Source organism: Vibrio sp. SCP2 (genome assembly GCF_059295395.1).
Genome location: NZ_JCAFVV010000009.1, coordinates 59304 through 75962, shown reverse-complemented (window position 1 = coordinate 75962; position 16659 = coordinate 59304). Strand labels below are relative to the sequence as shown.

Annotated in this window: 17 protein-coding genes; all 17 read right to left on the bottom strand. The window is 45.2% G+C overall.

What is annotated here, in order from left to right:
• Positions 1-1470, bottom strand: coding sequence for a ribonuclease G (gene rng, locus AC5O63_RS19035; RefSeq protein ID WP_494505929.1), 1470 nt, complete (start codon positions 1468-1470; stop codon positions 1-3).
• Between the two features lie 20 nt (positions 1471-1490).
• Positions 1491-2051, bottom strand: coding sequence for a Maf family protein (locus AC5O63_RS19030; protein WP_171324939.1), 561 nt, complete (start codon positions 2049-2051; stop codon positions 1491-1493).
• Positions 2052-2053: 2 nt separating this feature from the next.
• Positions 2054-2542: a rod shape-determining protein MreD gene (gene mreD, locus AC5O63_RS19025; protein WP_486787251.1), complete on the bottom strand. Its 489-nt coding sequence runs from the start codon at positions 2540-2542 to the stop codon at positions 2054-2056.
• A 2-nt stretch (positions 2543-2544) separates the two neighbouring features.
• A complete protein-coding gene (gene mreC / locus AC5O63_RS19020) occupies positions 2545-3417 on the bottom strand; it encodes a rod shape-determining protein MreC (RefSeq protein WP_494505928.1) in 873 nt (290 codons plus the stop codon).
• 54 nt (positions 3418-3471) lie between these two features.
• Positions 3472-4515, bottom strand: a complete 1044-nt coding sequence (locus AC5O63_RS19015; RefSeq protein ID WP_004747218.1) for a rod shape-determining protein — start codon at positions 4513-4515, stop codon at positions 3472-3474.
• A gap of 152 nt (positions 4516-4667) precedes the next feature.
• Positions 4668-7904 (bottom strand): DUF6701 domain-containing protein, encoded by a 3237-nt coding sequence (locus AC5O63_RS19010; protein WP_494505927.1) that lies wholly within the window; start codon positions 7902-7904, stop codon positions 4668-4670.
• Positions 7905-7906: 2 nt separating this feature from the next.
• Positions 7907-8326: an MSHA biogenesis protein MshP gene (locus AC5O63_RS19005; RefSeq protein ID WP_494505926.1), complete on the bottom strand. Its 420-nt coding sequence runs from the start codon at positions 8324-8326 to the stop codon at positions 7907-7909.
• Entirely contained in the window at positions 8316-9041 is a 726-nt protein-coding gene (locus AC5O63_RS19000) for a PilW family protein (RefSeq protein WP_494505925.1), read from the bottom strand. The genes AC5O63_RS19005 and AC5O63_RS19000 overlap by 11 nt, the downstream gene beginning before the upstream one ends.
• Positions 9041-9586 (bottom strand): type IV pilus modification PilV family protein, encoded by a 546-nt coding sequence (locus AC5O63_RS18995; protein ID WP_494505924.1) that lies wholly within the window; start codon positions 9584-9586, stop codon positions 9041-9043. The genes AC5O63_RS19000 and AC5O63_RS18995 overlap by 1 nt, the downstream gene beginning before the upstream one ends.
• Positions 9586-10062: a type II secretion system protein gene (locus tag AC5O63_RS18990; RefSeq protein WP_494505923.1), complete on the bottom strand. Its 477-nt coding sequence runs from the start codon at positions 10060-10062 to the stop codon at positions 9586-9588. Before AC5O63_RS18990 ends, AC5O63_RS18995 begins: the two co-directional genes overlap by 1 nt.
• Before the next feature lie 148 nt (positions 10063-10210).
• Positions 10211-10678, bottom strand: coding sequence for a prepilin-type N-terminal cleavage/methylation domain-containing protein (locus AC5O63_RS18985; protein WP_494505922.1), 468 nt, complete (start codon positions 10676-10678; stop codon positions 10211-10213).
• A 33-nt stretch (positions 10679-10711) separates the two neighbouring features.
• The gene (locus tag AC5O63_RS18980) at positions 10712-11278 is read right to left on the bottom strand and encodes a prepilin-type N-terminal cleavage/methylation domain-containing protein (protein WP_069667435.1); all 567 of its coding nucleotides are present in this window, start codon (positions 11276-11278) and stop codon (positions 10712-10714) included.
• Between the two features lie 78 nt (positions 11279-11356).
• Positions 11357-11836 (bottom strand): MSHA biogenesis protein MshF, encoded by a 480-nt coding sequence (locus tag AC5O63_RS18975; protein ID WP_494505921.1) that lies wholly within the window; start codon positions 11834-11836, stop codon positions 11357-11359.
• Positions 11820-13040, bottom strand: a complete 1221-nt coding sequence (locus AC5O63_RS18970) for a type II secretion system F family protein (RefSeq protein ID WP_239827069.1) — start codon at positions 13038-13040, stop codon at positions 11820-11822. Before AC5O63_RS18970 ends, AC5O63_RS18975 begins: the two co-directional genes overlap by 17 nt.
• 8 nt (positions 13041-13048) lie before the next feature.
• Positions 13049-14773 (bottom strand): MSHA fimbrial ATPase MshE, encoded by a 1725-nt coding sequence (mshE, locus tag AC5O63_RS18965; RefSeq protein ID WP_494505920.1) that lies wholly within the window; start codon positions 14771-14773, stop codon positions 13049-13051.
• Complete coding sequence (locus tag AC5O63_RS18960) at positions 14763-15812, bottom strand: tetratricopeptide repeat protein (protein WP_494505919.1); 1050 nt, start codon at positions 15810-15812, stop codon at positions 14763-14765. The genes mshE and AC5O63_RS18960 overlap by 11 nt, the downstream gene beginning before the upstream one ends.
• A 3-nt stretch (positions 15813-15815) precedes the next feature.
• Entirely contained in the window at positions 15816-16655 is an 840-nt protein-coding gene (locus AC5O63_RS18955; RefSeq protein WP_494505918.1) for an ExeA family protein, read from the bottom strand.
• Positions 16656-16659: the final 4 nt, after the last annotated feature.

Genomic DNA, 16659 nt, shown 5'->3' with positions numbered 1-16659 from the left:
TTACATCATCACAACATCAAATTGCTCTTGAATATAGAGTGGCTCAGCTTGGATTTTGACCTGCTTGCCAATAAACACTTCAAGTTCAGCCAGGGCATGAGATTCATCACCTTGTAGCGTGTCAGCGACTGCAGGAGATGCATAGACGACAAACTTGTCAGCGTCATAGGCGCGATTAACACGCGTAATCTCACGCAAGATTTCGTAACAGACTGATTCCACCGTTTTGACACTACCTCGCCCTTCACATGTTGGACAAGTCGAACAAAGAATATGTTCAATGCTTTCACGGGTGCGCTTACGTGTCATCTCGACTAAACCAAGCTGAGTAAAGCCATTGATATTGGTTTTAACTCTGTCTTTATCCAGTGCGGTCGCTAATGAAGTAAGTACACGCTCACGGTGCTCATCAGAAGCCATATCGATAAAGTCGATGATGATGATTCCGCCAAGATTACGTAGCCTTAGTTGGCGAGCAATCGCTTGAGTCGCTTCAATATTGGTGTTGAAAATGGTCTCTTCTAGGTTACGACGACCAACAAACGCTCCGGTGTTAATATCGACCGTCGTCATCGCTTCAGTTTGGTCGATAATCAAATACCCACCAGACTTAAGCTCTACTTTACGCTCAAGAGAACGTTGGATTTCGTTCTCGGTGTCGTACATATCGAAGATAGGTTTATCACCTTCATAAAGCTCAAGTTTTTCTGTCAGCTCAGGAACATATTCCGAAGTGAACTCTTTGAGGTTTTCAAATTCGAGGCGTGAGTCAACAAGGATCTTATTGAGCTCGGTGCCGACAAAGTCACGTAAGATACGCTGTGACAGGCCTAGCTCACCATACAAAGTCGCGCGGGTTTTATACTTACTGCGGCGTTCAATCACCTTTGACCACAAGCGTTTCAAGAAAGCGGCATCTTGTGACAATTCTTTCTCGTCAGCACCTTCAGCGGCAGTACGAATAATAAAGCCACCATTTTCGTCACAATACTCACCTACCACCTTTTTAAGACGGTTGCGCTCTTGCTCACTTTCAATTCGTTGTGATACGCCGACATGGCTCGCGCCAGGCATAAACACCAGGTAACGAGAAGGTAGAGTAATATCGGTTGTCAGGCGTGCGCCCTTTGTGCCAAGTGGATCTTTAACCACCTGAACAACAATATCTTGTCCCTGACGAACGAGCTCAGAGATATCACGCACCTGAAACTGCTGTTTTTCATTTTCAGCCACACACTCAGTATGAGGAACGATATCTGACGCGTGAAGAAACGCAGCTTTTTCTAGCCCAATATCGACAAAAGCAGCCTGCATACCCGGTAAGACTCGACTGACCTTACCTTTATAAATATTCCCAACAATTCCGCGTTTTGCTTCACGTTCAACATGGATCTCTTGTAGGGTTCCCCCTTCAATCATGGCCACGCGAGTTTCACTCGGGGTCACGTTGATAATCAACTCTGCACTCATAAGAGTACCTCAAATTTTAATTATAAGAATTTGTGCAAGAGCTGGTCAGTTTCATACAGAGGCAAGCCAACGACTGCGTAGTAACTGCCTTCAATGCGAGTTACAAATCGTCCGCCCAATCCTTGAATTCCATAACTACCAGCCTTATCGCAAGGTTCGCCCGTGTGCCAGTATTGTTCTATTTCTTGCTCTGACAGGGTCTTGAACCATACGTCTGTAGATACCACTACAGTTTCTTGAATTTCTTTGGTGGCGACAGTCACAGCTGTCATCACTTGATGCGCTCTGCCCGAGAGCGCCATTAGCATTTGTTTAGCATGCGCTAAATCATCTGGCTTTTCCAATACCTGTTGATCGCAAACCACAATCGTATCAGATCCGATAACCACTGAATTTGGCTCAAGCTCTACTGCTGCCATCGCTTTGTCTTTAGCTAGGCGAGAAACATAGTCAAATGCGCTCTCGCCCGATTGGCGACACTCTTCAACGTCGGTTTTCACCACCGAAAAGGTATAGCCAAGTTGAGAAAGCAGCTCTTTACGTCTTGGCGAGCCTGAAGCCAAAATCAATGGTTTAGTCATTTTTATCGTATATGCCAGTGACGTCTTACACGACGCATTAATAGGAACATCCAAGGCCATAGAATGCAGTTAATCAAACCACTCCACAGCGAGACCGGATTAAAGGTCACATCTTGGATTAGATACTCACCACAGAAGATCAGCACATCGAGCAACATCGACATTGCACCAATCAAAATGGCTTGCTGCCACAACGCCATGTTGCGGATCACGAGGAAGTTGAGCGCAACAAGGTAAATCACAATCGACATCATCATGCCGCGGATTCCCAGTGTCGAGCCAAGCAGCAGATCCCATAGCAAGCCCAAGATCAATGCAGAACCAACATTCACTCGGTGTGGCAGTGCAAGCACCCAGTAGCAGGTCACTAACAGCAACCATGACGGGCGGAGCAGATCAAGCATTCCCGGCCAAGGTATTGTTTGTAGTGTCAAAGCGATTAAGAACGAACAAGCAATGACAAACTTTCCTTTAAGTACGCTATTTGCCATTTCTATTGTTCCTCTAGATTCTCTGGTATCACTTGCTGGATTTTCTCCTGACGGGAATCATTCGGCCAGATAAGTAGTAGATAACGTAAGCGTTCAAAGTCGACTACAGGTTCTGCCTCAATAACGGCAAATTCTCGTGCGGTATCACGCTCTACTTCTGAAACGTGTGCAACTGGGAAACCTTCAGGATAGATACCACCGAGACCAGATGTCACCAGTAGGTCACCTTCCTCGATATCTAAGCTGATCGGGATATGATCTAGGTTAATACGATCTGATTTACCTGTACCGGAAGCGATGATTCGAATATCGTTGCGGATCACTTGTACCGGGATAGCACTTAAGCTGTCGGTAAGCAGCAACACTCGACTATTGTGCGCCGAAACAAAGGTCACTTGTCCAACAATGCCCTTCTCGTTTGCAACAGGTTGACCGACATAAACGCCATCAATCTGACCTTTATCGATCACCACTTGATGACGATAAGGTGACGTATCTACCGCCATCACTTCGGTTACGACTTTGCGCTCATCGCGAATAAATGAAGAGCCGAGTAGTTTACGCAATCTTTGGTTTTCTTCGCGATATTGATCAAGCAGTAGCAGGTCGTTTTTAAGACGCAGCACTTCACGTTTCAGTTTGCGCGTGCTTTCCATATAGTCTTGACGAATATTGAAACGCTCGTAAGCGCCATCAAACATCACCCGAGGAACATCCGCCAAGTACTGAATAGGTGCAACCATGCTGTTAAGCAGATAACGAACTTGAGCAAATGTGCCTAAACGACTATCAGCCAGCATAAGGCTGGCTGATAGAATAACGGCAAAAAACAGGCGTAACTGTAATGAAGGTCCCCGGCCAAAAATAGGCTTCATGGAATATGAGATCCTTATCTTGCCAATCTTGGCACTAGGCCAAGATCATTCAAATTACTCTTCGCTAAACAGATCGCCGCCATGCATGTCGATCATCTCAAGCGCCTTACCACCACCACGAGCAACACACGTCAGTGGATCTTCAGCGATAACAACAGGAATGCCTGTTTCTTCTGTTAGCAGACGATCAAGATCTTTAAGCAGTGCACCACCACCAGTCAGTACCATACCGTTTTCTGAAATATCAGATGCTAGCTCTGGTGGACATTGCTCTAATGCAACCATTACCGCAGACACAATACCTGTTAGTGGCTCTTGCAACGCTTCTAGGATTTCGTTTGAGTTTAGGCTAAAGCTACGTGGCACACCTTCAGCTAGGTTACGACCACGTACTTCAATCTCTTCAACTTCATCACCTGGATAAGCAGAACCAATCTCGTGTTTGATCTTTTCAGCTGTTGCTTCACCAATCAAGCTGCCGTAGTTACGACGAACATAGTTGATGATCGCTTCATCGAAGCGGTCACCGCCAATACGAACTGAAGAGGAGTAAACCACGCCGTTTAGTGAGATAACCGCAACTTCAGTCGTACCACCACCGATATCGACCACCATAGAACCTGTCGGCTCTGACACGCGTAAGCCTGCACCAATAGCTGCCGCCATAGGCTCATCAATTAGGTAAACTTCACGCGCGCCTGCACCCAGTGCAGATTCACGAATTGCGCGGCGCTCTACTTGAGTAGAACCACAAGGAACACAAACCAGTACGCGAGGGCTTGGTTTTAGTACGCTGTTATCGTGTACTTGCTTAATGAAATGCTGCAGCATTTTTTCAGTCACGTAGAAGTCAGCAATAACGCCATCTTTCATTGGACGGATAGCAGAGATGTTCCCCGGAGTACGACCCAACATTTGTTTAGCAGCATGACCAACAGCGGCTACGCTTTTACCTGCGCGGTTACGGTCTTGGCGGATGGCTACTACTGAAGGCTCGTCAAGAACGATACCCTGTCCTTTAACGTAGATAAGTGTGTTGGCAGTACCTAAATCGATTGATAGGTCATTAGAAAATATGCCACGAAGTTTTTTGAACATATTCTTCGCTCGTCCTGAAAGAATTAGAAGATAGAAAATTGCACTAAATGTACCAATGCCTTGCCGTCACAGCAAGGCATTGAAGTGTAAACATGGGCTGAAACACGCAATTTCTAACAGATTCCTAACGATAGGCAAAAAAATGACAAAAATTACTGGCCGGTTAATCCAGATTCACCACGGAAAATCACTCGATCATTACCACGGAAAATACCAAAGGTAACAACGGTAGAAGGATCTTCCTCCCCATTGACTTCAGTTCGATTAGAATCTTGCCAACGGTATCGTAGCCAAGGGGCAATGTTTAATCCTCTGTGCAAATCTAACCACACTTGTGTTTGTTGTCTCACAGCGGCAGACTGTGAAACCGTAATGGAATTGGATGCACCATCAGTAACCACACCACCAGCCGCTAAGTTAACATTCACCGCTGTAGCTCCGTTATCGACCCAGATAGTACGGTTATCACTAACCACATTGACGCCCGCTATGTTAGCCGTATCATCACCAGTATGGGTAACAAAGCCTGAACCATTCCAGAACTCAATTCTAAGTGGAATGTTCATAGTACTGCTTGTCACTCCGCCGATACTATCAAGCACAGTGCGACCAAAATAAATAATAGGTTGGCTTGTCAGCAATCTTGGCTGCCCGCTTGATTGATAATCAATAGGGTCGGCGTTAACATTGCCACTCACGGCATCAATAGAAATAGTTGAAGCAGTACCGCCAGATGTATTGAATGGTCCATCTTCATAGCCATCAGCAGGCGTCGCTTTGGCCCAGCACAACTCATTAGCGCAAGTAGTAGAAGGCGAGTTTTCTTCTAGTTTAAAGGTACCAATACTCTTGCTCGAACTCACCGCCCAAGCCTTACTAGGCGTCCCTGAATGAAAACGACTTGTGTAGGTAGGGTTAGCTTCATACAAGGCAAATCCTGCGGTATTACTAGGAATAAAATTACCGTAGTTTTGTACCGAGTTACCTTGTAGATTCAGGGCTTCTACATAAAATTCAACTCCATTCAATGGCTGATTCATATAAGCAAAGTTTTGCTCACTCGCTCCAACCCCAGGGTAATTCCAGATTGGCGTATTAATTACTTGGAAATACTTCGGATAGAAACGCCCAACGTTCTGCGTATCAGGATCAACACTCATTGTTAAGTACGAGGCGCTAGATTGAAGACTCAATGTCCCAACCTCGGTCCATGAATGGTTGATCGTCTGGGTCGTACTACCGCTATTAAAGTTAGGGATCACACTTGGCGTGACAGTTCCTATTTGCGGGTTAGTCGTTGGATAACTAACGCTGTAAGCTAAGTTGAGAGGACCATTATCAAGACTATAATTGCCAGTTAGCGAGTAGTTACACTCATCACTCAATCCTACATTGGAATCACCATGTGTGATGGGTTTGTAAGTCGCAGAGAATCCCGTTCCTCCTGGCACAAAGCCCGGTGAACCCGTGGTCGTTGCTGGGTTAGCTTTATTGCTACCCCCTGTTTCCTTTACATCGCAAATGGCGATTTTCCAAGGCCGAGAGTAAACGTCAAACTGGCCTTTCAATGCGCCGCCTTCACTGGGGCAAAGAGGTTCGTTACAGTCAAAGTTATTATCTGTAATGGTGACACGTATCTGACCAGACTCTTTAAAAGTAATATCAGCTTGTCGATTTGAATCACTCAGGTTAGCAGTAAAGCTCAAGTCACCAGAGACTACCGCAGCAGAAGTGGGTCTTTGATAGTTAAATGTCGCGGTTGGGCTCCCTGTATAACCCAGTGTAATAAGCTGCCCACTGTTGCTACACGCTTTCACATTGACCGTAACCTTTTCATTTTCGCCAGCAACTAGGTATTTATCGGCCACCTCAAATTTATACGGCACATACTTAATTTGGTCGGTATCAGTAAAGGTTTGCCCGCCTGTAGTTAAACTTGCTTTTAGGTCATAGTTACCAACAGTTGAAGTGGGGCTGGTCGTAACTCTAAACTTAGCCACACCATTTGCTTCAGAGAGATAGGTGATGTTTAAATTCGAGCCATTTTCTTGTATTAATGTCGGCGTCAACCCTGCAACTGGAGCTCCATTGCTATCGAGCATATGAACTTCAACAATATTACTTGGCGATGTTTCACAGGTCAGGTGATAGTTAAATGGCTTAATAACGATTGAAGACACTTCTGGCGTCGGTTGCGGATTACAACTTAGAGGGTGGATTTGGTTTTTACTACCGCTTATGGCAATACTGTGGGCAGTTATGCCGCCGTGAATCTGGTTATTGCTACCATTGATGATAAATCCATTTGAATCGTCGTCTGATTCATGATCAACATAGAAAAATGCTTTAATGATGAAATTACTGTCCCCATCAGAGTCATCATCACTAAAATCTGGAATTTTGACTTGCGAACTTTCCCCATGACCAATAAACAACAAATCATGGCTATTACCTGACTGATTGATTCTTACATTTGGCCCTTCAAATTCCATTTCTTTGTAGTGAATTATACTCGGAGCCAATACTTCTATTTGTGCGTTCTGCCCATCAAATTCAAGCTCATCAATCCAGTAATGTCCTCCAAGCAGTTGTAACTTAGCATTCTGCTCAATTTTAACTTCGTCATAGTAACCGCTGGGGATTGGACATGCTTTGCCATCTTTACATTCAAAATCGTCATCGCCTGCGTCGAAATCTGGGGTTGGCATAGGCAGAGATCTGTGGACTTTATTATTGTCATAGCTACATAAACCGATAGAGTCATTAGGGTATTTACATAAATCATTCCCTTGAATTATCGCGGAGAATGAGTATTTTGGGTCATTGCTAGAAGGAAAGATTCTATTATTTGAGTTCGTAGTTACTTGCATGGCACCAAAAGGACTTGGGCCATATGAATATTTATTAGTCTGCAGTCCATTAGGAACGTAATCACAAATATTCACTTCAAATGGAGGAGGATTGACTGATTCCTCACATTGAATATTACTTATTCCATCAGACGGCGTTGGCTTATGCTCACCATTTTTTAGAGACTGAGTCTTTTCTTCAATCAATGTCCACCCGTTGCCTGAATCACGATAGTAAGCCAGCTCACTAGAACGTAGAAAACGGTTATACTCACTCACAATACGAATCTTGTAAGTTTCTCCAGCGACTAACGTCTGGTCATTGAAGACAAATTTAGATGAAGACTGCTCCGATTGCGTATACCACAGCGTATGTCCATGGCTACCTTGCTTCAAATAAAAATACTGATAGTCATCTGAAGCGACAACCGTGAAAGAGACAGTGAAGCTCTTATTCCCTTTATATTTACACTCAGCAAATACTACAGATGAAAGCAACAAACTGATTGTAGCAATCAACAATAATCGCAATACCTTCATAGTCATTCCCTGATCCAAACTTCTTGGTTACGCTGCATTTGGTTAATACCGGTGCCACATATCGCGGTTGAACTGACCACGTACATTTGCGTTCCGTCCGCCAATTGCCCTCCACGCGCCTGACAACTCACCTGTACATCTTGGCAGTTAACCGTGGTATCAAACGCATTTACACTTACCCCATTAATAGCGGCACATTCCGTGCTGACTGGGTTGGTACTTGTAATTCCATAGATACGTTCTAGCGCCCACTCATTCCCCGAGTGTGCTAACAGCGCAGCCTGAGTACCGACAACATCTTTGGCATGACTGTCACTGTTCGACCAACTAATCTGGCTCAATGTGGTGGCAAGAAAACCCATCACTACCAATACAAAGATAATGACTATGTATAAACTACCCTGCTGTTTATTACGGGACATTTAACACCTGTATCTCTTGTATAAAGTTAGTTGATTCATCACCAGCTGCATTGCTAAAGGTCATATTTACCTGGACGATACCATTGTTCTGCACGGTTGCTGGCGTATAAGTCAGCGCTCCTGTTATACCAGAATCCGATAGTGGTAAGGCGCTAGCCCCACTCACACTACGGCGTAGCTGTCCCGCAACCAAACAATAGTTGACCCTTCCATTAGGGTTATAGATGTAATGGCGATTGGATATTGAGCCACCAGCGATTGAAGCTGCCGCATCTGGCAAGATAAAAGTGTTACTCGCACTACTGACATTGGTTAACGCAAACACATTAGTAGTAGGGTTCGCCTGAGTTGGGTTAATCACCATGTTGAGTGTATTTATGTTAGCGACAGTCACACCGTTACGCCCAACGACAAAGTTAATATCCGCCCCTGAGACCGCGTAAAAACCAGACTCGACAATAGGAAAGAAGGATATACAGCTAGTTGCTTGAGGAATCGCTAAGTCACTGTTGAGCATATTAGGCACTGCATGGCGCACTTCACGAGACATTTTTTCAAGAATAAATTTGGCTTGAGTCTGTAGCCGCTGTCTATCAACCGTATCACTATAACCGCGAGCACCGAGTTCAACAAAACCGGCGATACCGAGCACTAAGATCGCGCCAACAATCAAGGTCACGACCATTTCGATTAAAGTAAAGCCTTTCACTTTCATCAGTAGTTCCCTCGGTAAGCATTAAGCACAATGGGTGTTTGATTAGAGGCACTCACAGTGAGACGGACTCGTTTAAGTCGGTTTGTTACTGCGTATGTGACATCAACATCGACTCGAAAGTTAAGGTAACCATTCCCACCTACAAGTAAGTTCAGGTCACGACAGCCATTGGTAGCTAAAGGCTGCCAGCAACCATGAAAATCATCGACATCATTGTAAGTATCAGGGTTAGTGTTTGTTTCACCTTTATCTGTGTCTATACCAAAGGCTCTTGCGGCTCCAGGCCCAGAACAAACCTCAGCGCCAGTGTCACTTGATGAACAGCGTGGTATACCACCTTGATCGCCACTATTTTCATCAAACTTGCGCGCCAATATCTGTGTCATTACGCTTTGCCCCATAGCAGCGGCTCGCGTTTGGTAATGAGGATCTGCACTGCGTGATACTTGGGGGACCAAAAAGCTAGTAATGGTCAGCATGGCAATACCCATCACAACAATGACAACAATGCTTTCGATTAGTGTAAACCCGCGCACTTTAGTCATTAGCAGCTCCCCGCAGGTGAAACGTAACCTACTGCATTGATTTGTACAGCGACACAAGTCCCGTCAGTCGACGTCATCTGTATATTAATTGGAGTTGCGACGCCATCAGGGTTGCCTAGCAAATCAAAATTAACCAGTGCGCCAACATTGGAAGTGAAAGAAACATCATTGAGAGACACCCAATCACTACGCCCATCGTCACGCGTAGCACAAGCTGCTTGGGAGCCAATACAGTTACCTAGCAGGCTAAGGGTAAAATTGGTATTACCGCTAATTGCATCCATATCAACATTCGACTGCATGCGATTCACTTGAACTTGGCGGATAACCGAAATCACTCGCTCTTGCGCAGCAAAAGGAGAGAAACCAGAACGCCCAGAATAACGGCTAGCAGCATAAACCGATACTATCGACACTAATAATATAACGACGATCAGTTCAATCAATGTAAAACCAAAAACTCTTGGCCTAGCCATAACCAGTTACCGTGGGACGTATACTTAAAGTCAGTATATAACAGATAAGGTTAGAGCTGTTGTTTTTTAAGGTTTTTTGAGAAGGGCTTAGAGGTGTATTTTAGATAAGAAAAAGGCCAACATTTGCCGGCCTAAAAAACACGTAAAATTAACATCCAGTATTTAGGATCGTAATTGTTGGTGCACTTGCAGAAGCATTAGTTTGGTAACTCACGTAACAAGTAGTATTACTTTGGCTTCCTGCAAAACTGTAGTAAACCGTATTCTGAGCAGCTGCACCAGAAACTGCTACCCAGTCGCTATTGTTACCCGATAGCCCTTCTACTGCATTTCCAATACCATCTGTAGCCGCTGCTGGATAACCAAAAGTTAAAGCTACATTATCCGCGCTTGAAGCTGCGGTCACTGATGGCGTCGTCTCTAATCCGTTAATTGCAGAACGACCGTATACAATACCAGCTGCACCTGCCATTGCACCACGCAGACCTTGTAAAGAAGCCTCGCGCGCATCACCTTGCAGGTTTAAAAATCTCGGTGCTGCAGTCACTGCAAGAATACCTAGAATAACAATTACCACCACTAGTTCAATTAGGGTGAAACCGCCTTGTCTTTTCATAGTAAAAATCTCTCTATGTTGTGGGCTGCAGAACTACTGCAAAGTTACGGTCACACGACCAGTTTCAATTTCATAAACAAACTGATGTTCACTGTTACCTTCTCGCTGAATATAAGTGCAAGTAGATTGAGCGTTATCAGCTTGTGCTGAATACTTAATATTAGAATCCGCTTGAGCCTGAGTTACCGTGCCCACTTTAGGTGGGTTTTGCAGTAAGTTCTCCATCAGCTCAACACAAATTGTGTCAGTTAAAGCGGTAGGGAAATTCGTATCATTGGTGTTAATTGCAAATGGGTAGCCATCTCTAAAGTTACCGCCAGATTGACTGGTACTGGTCAGCCAAAACTTAACACCATCATAATTTACCGTATTTCGTACAACAGAATCAATGGTCACAGAAGGTCTTGCTTCCGCTTCCCACTGTGCTCGTGCAGAAAGTACCCCTGTCGCATAGCCACCTGCGACGCCTTCAACACTGGCTTTTTTCGCTTCATCCGTCACATCTAAGAAGCGCGGCAAGGCAGCAACAGCGAGTAGGCCAACCACCACGATAACCACAACGAGCTCAACTAGTGAGAAACCAGACTGTTTGTTTGACATATATTTATCACCTACCGTTATGTACAGTGCATTATACGGAAATTGTACTAATTCGCTATATTGAGAGTGTCAATAACTCTACTGAGCTAAGAAACCCGTCTTAGCTATAAACCTATTATCCATCAAAGTGATAGAAATCAATCTGTCGTTGCTATACAGATAATCACAGTGATAATTGTTCGCTATCGTTTTGTTTTCAATCGCTACGGGCTGATTACCTAAAACTTCATGTTGCGGGTATAAGGTGTCAAGCCACACTAAGCAATCTACTTGCTGCATTTCACCCAAAGGTTTAATCCACCCCATACTAGTATAGTTCAACGTACGACCTTCAATGGTTATCTCATTTTGTTGACCAGATAACAACCACTGCTGTTTATAGTAGCTTGCTCGCTCAACAATTCTTTGACTCGCGAGCAAAAAAGCCGATTGATTGGCCTCTTTCACTACGTTCTGCCATACCAACATAAAGCTCATGATCAAGCAGACAAGAACCAGTAACCAAATCGCTAGCCGTGATCGCTCTATATAACTGATCACATTAGCCTTTAATGGCATCTAACATTCCCCACATTGGTAGGAAGATACCTAGAGCCAGAATCAAAACCATACCCGCCACAATCACAAGCAAAATAGGTTCGATTCGTGCGGTTAACGTTTTCAAATCATAATCGACTTCACGATCGTAAAAGTCTGCCACTTCTAACAGCAGCTCATCAATACGGCCCGTTTCTTCACCGACACTGATCATCTGAATAACTAGCGGGGTAAATACACCACTGTTAATTGCAGTTGAAGAGATTGTTCCGCCCGCTTCAATCGAGGATTTCATCTCTATAAGCCTGTTCTCTAGAAATTTATTGCCGAGAGCTTCCGCTGAGAGCGCCAAAGATTGGTTTAGTGGAACCCCCGCCTTAAGCATCAGGGCAAAGGTACGTGAAAAGCGTGACAACTGAGCGCGATTTATCAGCTCACCCACTACAGGCATTCGCAAGCGAAACTTATCCCACTTTTCTCTTCCATTTGCGGTGCTTAGCCAAGCTCTAAATCCAAACAGAGCCGCCACAATTCCTGCCACCATCATCACCCAGTAATTAACAAAAAACTCTGACGTCGTGATCAATATGCGAGTTGGCAAAGGAAGATCGACCCCAAAACGAGAGAACATACTGGAAAACTGCGGAATCACTTTGACGTTAAGAATAAACAGTGCAATGACAATAAAGCAGATAACAAATGTCGGATAACGCATTGCAGTTTTGATTCGTTTACGCGTCTCTACTTCCTGCTCATAGTAATTCGCTAACTGCAATAGCGCTTGATCCAATCGACCAGTATTTTCACCAACGTGGATCATAGAAACAAACAGCGGGCTAAACACCTTAGGGAATAGCTGCATTGAGGCAGATAAGCTGCGACCATTAGTGAGTTCTTGAGTCACATCTTCGAGCGCAGCTTGCAGTTGTTTATTGGCGCTATTTTGGCTCAAGCCTTTCATAGAACGCAGCAGAGGAACACCTGCTTTGGTCAAGCTATAAAGCTGACGACAGAAAATCACCAACACCTCTAAAGGAATCGCTGGGGTGAATAGCGTCTTAAGGTCAAGATTCAAAGGGCTTTTGCCACTATGAGCCGAGATATTAATCGGAATAATACCTTTGCCCATAAGCTGCTCTGCTGCTGCTTCTTGAGTTGGCGCTTCTACCAGCCCTGAAACTGCACTGCCATCAAGATTTCGTCCTTGGTATCGAAAGCTCTTCATCGCTTACCTTAGATATAAATCGCTTGTATGTGACCAGATGAATCGCCTTCACCCAGACTCATCACTTCACTTAAACTCACTGTCCCCTGCAAAGCTAACTCCATCGCTGATGCCAGCAGAGGTTTATAGTTTGGTGACTGTCGCGCTACTTTAGAAAAACCAACCGCATCATTGGCTCGCAGCATGTCCATCATCTCTTGTTCAAGCTCAAGCATCTCAAACACACCGATTCGACCTCGGTATCCAGTAAGATTACAGTTCTGACAACCGCGCCCTTTAACAAAGCTCGCCCCGACTTGATTTGGGAAACGTTGGGCAAGCCACTGCACTCTTGCATCGTCAAGCTGCTCTTCAGTTTTACAATCAGGACAAACTTTACGTACCAATCGCTGCGCAACCACTGCTCGTACCGCACTCGCCACCAGATAGCCCGGAGCCCCCATATCCATCATGCGCAGCGCGCTATCTATCGCGTCATTGGTATGCAAAGTACTTAATACTAAGTGACCAGTAAGTGCCGCTCGCAAACCAATTTCGACCGTCTCTTGGTCACGCATCTCACCAACAAGAATGATATCCGGGTCTTGGCGGAGGAAGGTTCTCAGTACCGTCGAGAAATCAAGATCGATCTTGGGATTTACTTGTACTTGGTTAACACGTGGCAATCGATATTCGACCGGATCTTCTGCGGTAATAATCTTTTTGCCTGGCTCATTAAGCTCACTCAAGGCGCCATAGAGTGTGGTGGTTTTACCTGAGCCCGTTGGCCCAGTCACCAAAATCATACCGTGCGGACGGCGTAGCTGACGTCTTAATTTATCAAGTAGGTGAGGCGGAATCCCTGACTCTTCTAGCTTACGTACGCCTGAAGATTGGTTAAGCAGACGCATGACTACCGATTCGCCATACTGAACCGGCATAGTCGACATACGAATATCAACCGACTGACCTTTTGAGCGAATATTGAAGCGTCCATCTTGCGGCAAGCGCTTTTCTGAAATATCCAGATTGGCCATCAACTTCAAGCGCAATACCAACGCAGAGGCAATATTAACCTCGTTAAGCAGTGTCTCGTGTAAAACACCATCTATACGCTGACGTAAGCGCAATACATTCGAATCGGGTTCAATATGAATATCTGATGCTCCAACTTGAATCGCATCCTCAAACAAAGAGTTAATCAGCTTAACAACCGTCACTTCTTCGCTATCGTCACCTTCGATGCTGAAATCAAAAGCTTCGGTGACTTGGTGCTCAGCCTGCAACTGCTCAGCAAAAGAGGCAATTTCCTTGGTACGGCGATAATAGCGATCGAACCCTTCCACTAATTGGTTTTCAGGTGCGATCACAAATTCAATACCATATTGAGCAAGCTGACCTAACAAAGCTTCTTGCGCAAATAGATCAGCCGGATCACTCATCGCAACGCGTAAAGTATCCATATGGCGGCCAATCACTAATGCTCTCAGCCGTCTAGCGTGTACTTCAGGAAGAAGCTGCACAGCCTCGACATCAACATCAGCGCGACTGAGATCAATCAATGGGATATCAAGCTGCTGAGACAAAAATGACAACATCTGATGCTCTGTCAAAGCTCCGAGCTCTATCAGTGTTGCCCCTAGTTTTCTGCCTGTAGATTTTTGCGCGCTAAGTGCCTGTTCTACTTGCTGCTCGGTAATAATACCTTCTTCAACCAGTAAGTCGCCGAGACGTTTTCTTAGTTTAATTTTCACTCGGCTGCTCCTCTAAGCTCTCAATCAAAGAAATTCGGTCACGTATAAACTGTTGCGATTGGTTAGATAGACCCAGCTTCGTTAAGGCTTGTGAATAAGATGATTTGGCATCCGCTAACTGGAATGCACGCTCTTGTTGAATGCCTAACCCCATCCACCAGCGACCACTTTCCGGCTCTCGTTGAACAAGCTGTTGGTAGCTTTGCAAGGCCAATTGATCTTGTTTCTCTTTTTGCGCCAGTGCCGCGCGAAGAGAGAGATACTCAACGGAAACTGAATTTGGGAGTGTGCTTAATACCGTTAGCGCTACCGCGTTTTGTTGCTCTTTCATTAGCATTTTTGCCAGAGAAAGGCGCAGAGTAGAGTCATCGCTGTCTAATGCAATCCCCTTTTGCAGAAGATCTGCGGCCTTGCGTACTTCGCCCTTTCCATAGTAAAGGGCGGCGAGGCGTTTTCTTACCTGTTTATTCGCTGGCGTATAACGCAGTGACTCGGCGTAGTGATTAAGCGCATCGGTGAGGTTATTGCTATCGAGCGCCTTTTTCGCCCGCTCTTGGGCTTTGGCTGACAGCTGCTCTGGTGTCAGCTCAACTTGCTCTATCACCACTTCACCTTGAGTGGGAGCAGGATTTGAAGCCGAAACCGGCGTACTTGTGACCGCTTTAGCAATCACAACAGGTTTGGTTTGTTGCTTAGCTTCAGGTTGAACCGATGAAGCGGTTTTCGAGCGAGGGGAAACATCCTCTTCTACTAATGTTTGATAAACAGGTTGGTCGACAACAGCAACCTTTGTCGTAGGGGATACCACAGCTTGTTTCAGGCTGTCAGTAGGAGTGATAGAGCTAACAACCACCTCTGATGGCGCTTGTTGCGAGAGTGCCCAGCCACCAACCGCCAAGCTGAGCGTGAAGCTTCCTACCACCCATGGCAATACGGCTCTTTGCTTTACTGGCTGCACATTCGCTTTGCAAATACCCTTGTTGGCTAAGTTGGACTTGTCATCGGCTAGTTGTGACAGCGCACTATTAATCGCACTCATGCTTTAACTCCACCCCCATAACAACGGGCTCTTAAATTTTGGTTTACTACTGTCGTAAGTGTCATGAATCGCATCGAACAAATGACCATTCGCTACCTGTTCTTGTTTGTCGCTGCTCGCCAGTAGCAACGCTTTATGGCAAATCTGGTTAATCAGACGTGGATAACCCTTACTTGCCCGCCAGATTGCCTTTTTGTGCGAGAGCAAAAAAAGATTCTCGCTGCCACCGGCTTTTTTCAAGCGACTCTCGATATAAGCGACACACTCATCTAAAGTTAGCCCACGCAATTTGGCACTGAAGGTAATTCGCTGACGAAACTGCCTTAGGTGATGACTGGCTAAACGCTCATCTAATTCAGGCTGACCAAGCAAAATTATCTGCAATAGCTTTTCTTGTTCTGTTTCTAAATTACCAAACAATCTGAGCACTTCTAACGCATCATCACTCAACGCCTGCGCTTCATCGACTAAAACCACCACCTGTTTTTGCTCTCTTTTGAGTTCAATCAGGCGCTTTTGAATTTCATCAACAATCGTCGCTTCATTGTCAGTGTTAAGACCCAGTTCACTTGCCACAGCTAAGCGCAACTGGCTACCATTCAAAGCAGGATTCGGCACAAAAACCAGTTGTACGCTCGGTTTAAAGTACTTAACCAGTACGCGGCAAATCATGGTTTTGCCTGTGCCCACCTCCCCAGTCACTTTGATCACACCTTCGCCCATTTCTAGCGCTGAGTTGACCATTTGAATCGCCTCATAATGTGGCGCCAACCCCAAAAACATCTCCGTATCTGGGGTGAGATGAAAAGGTAAACTTTCAAGGCCAAAGTGCTCAAGGTACATAGTG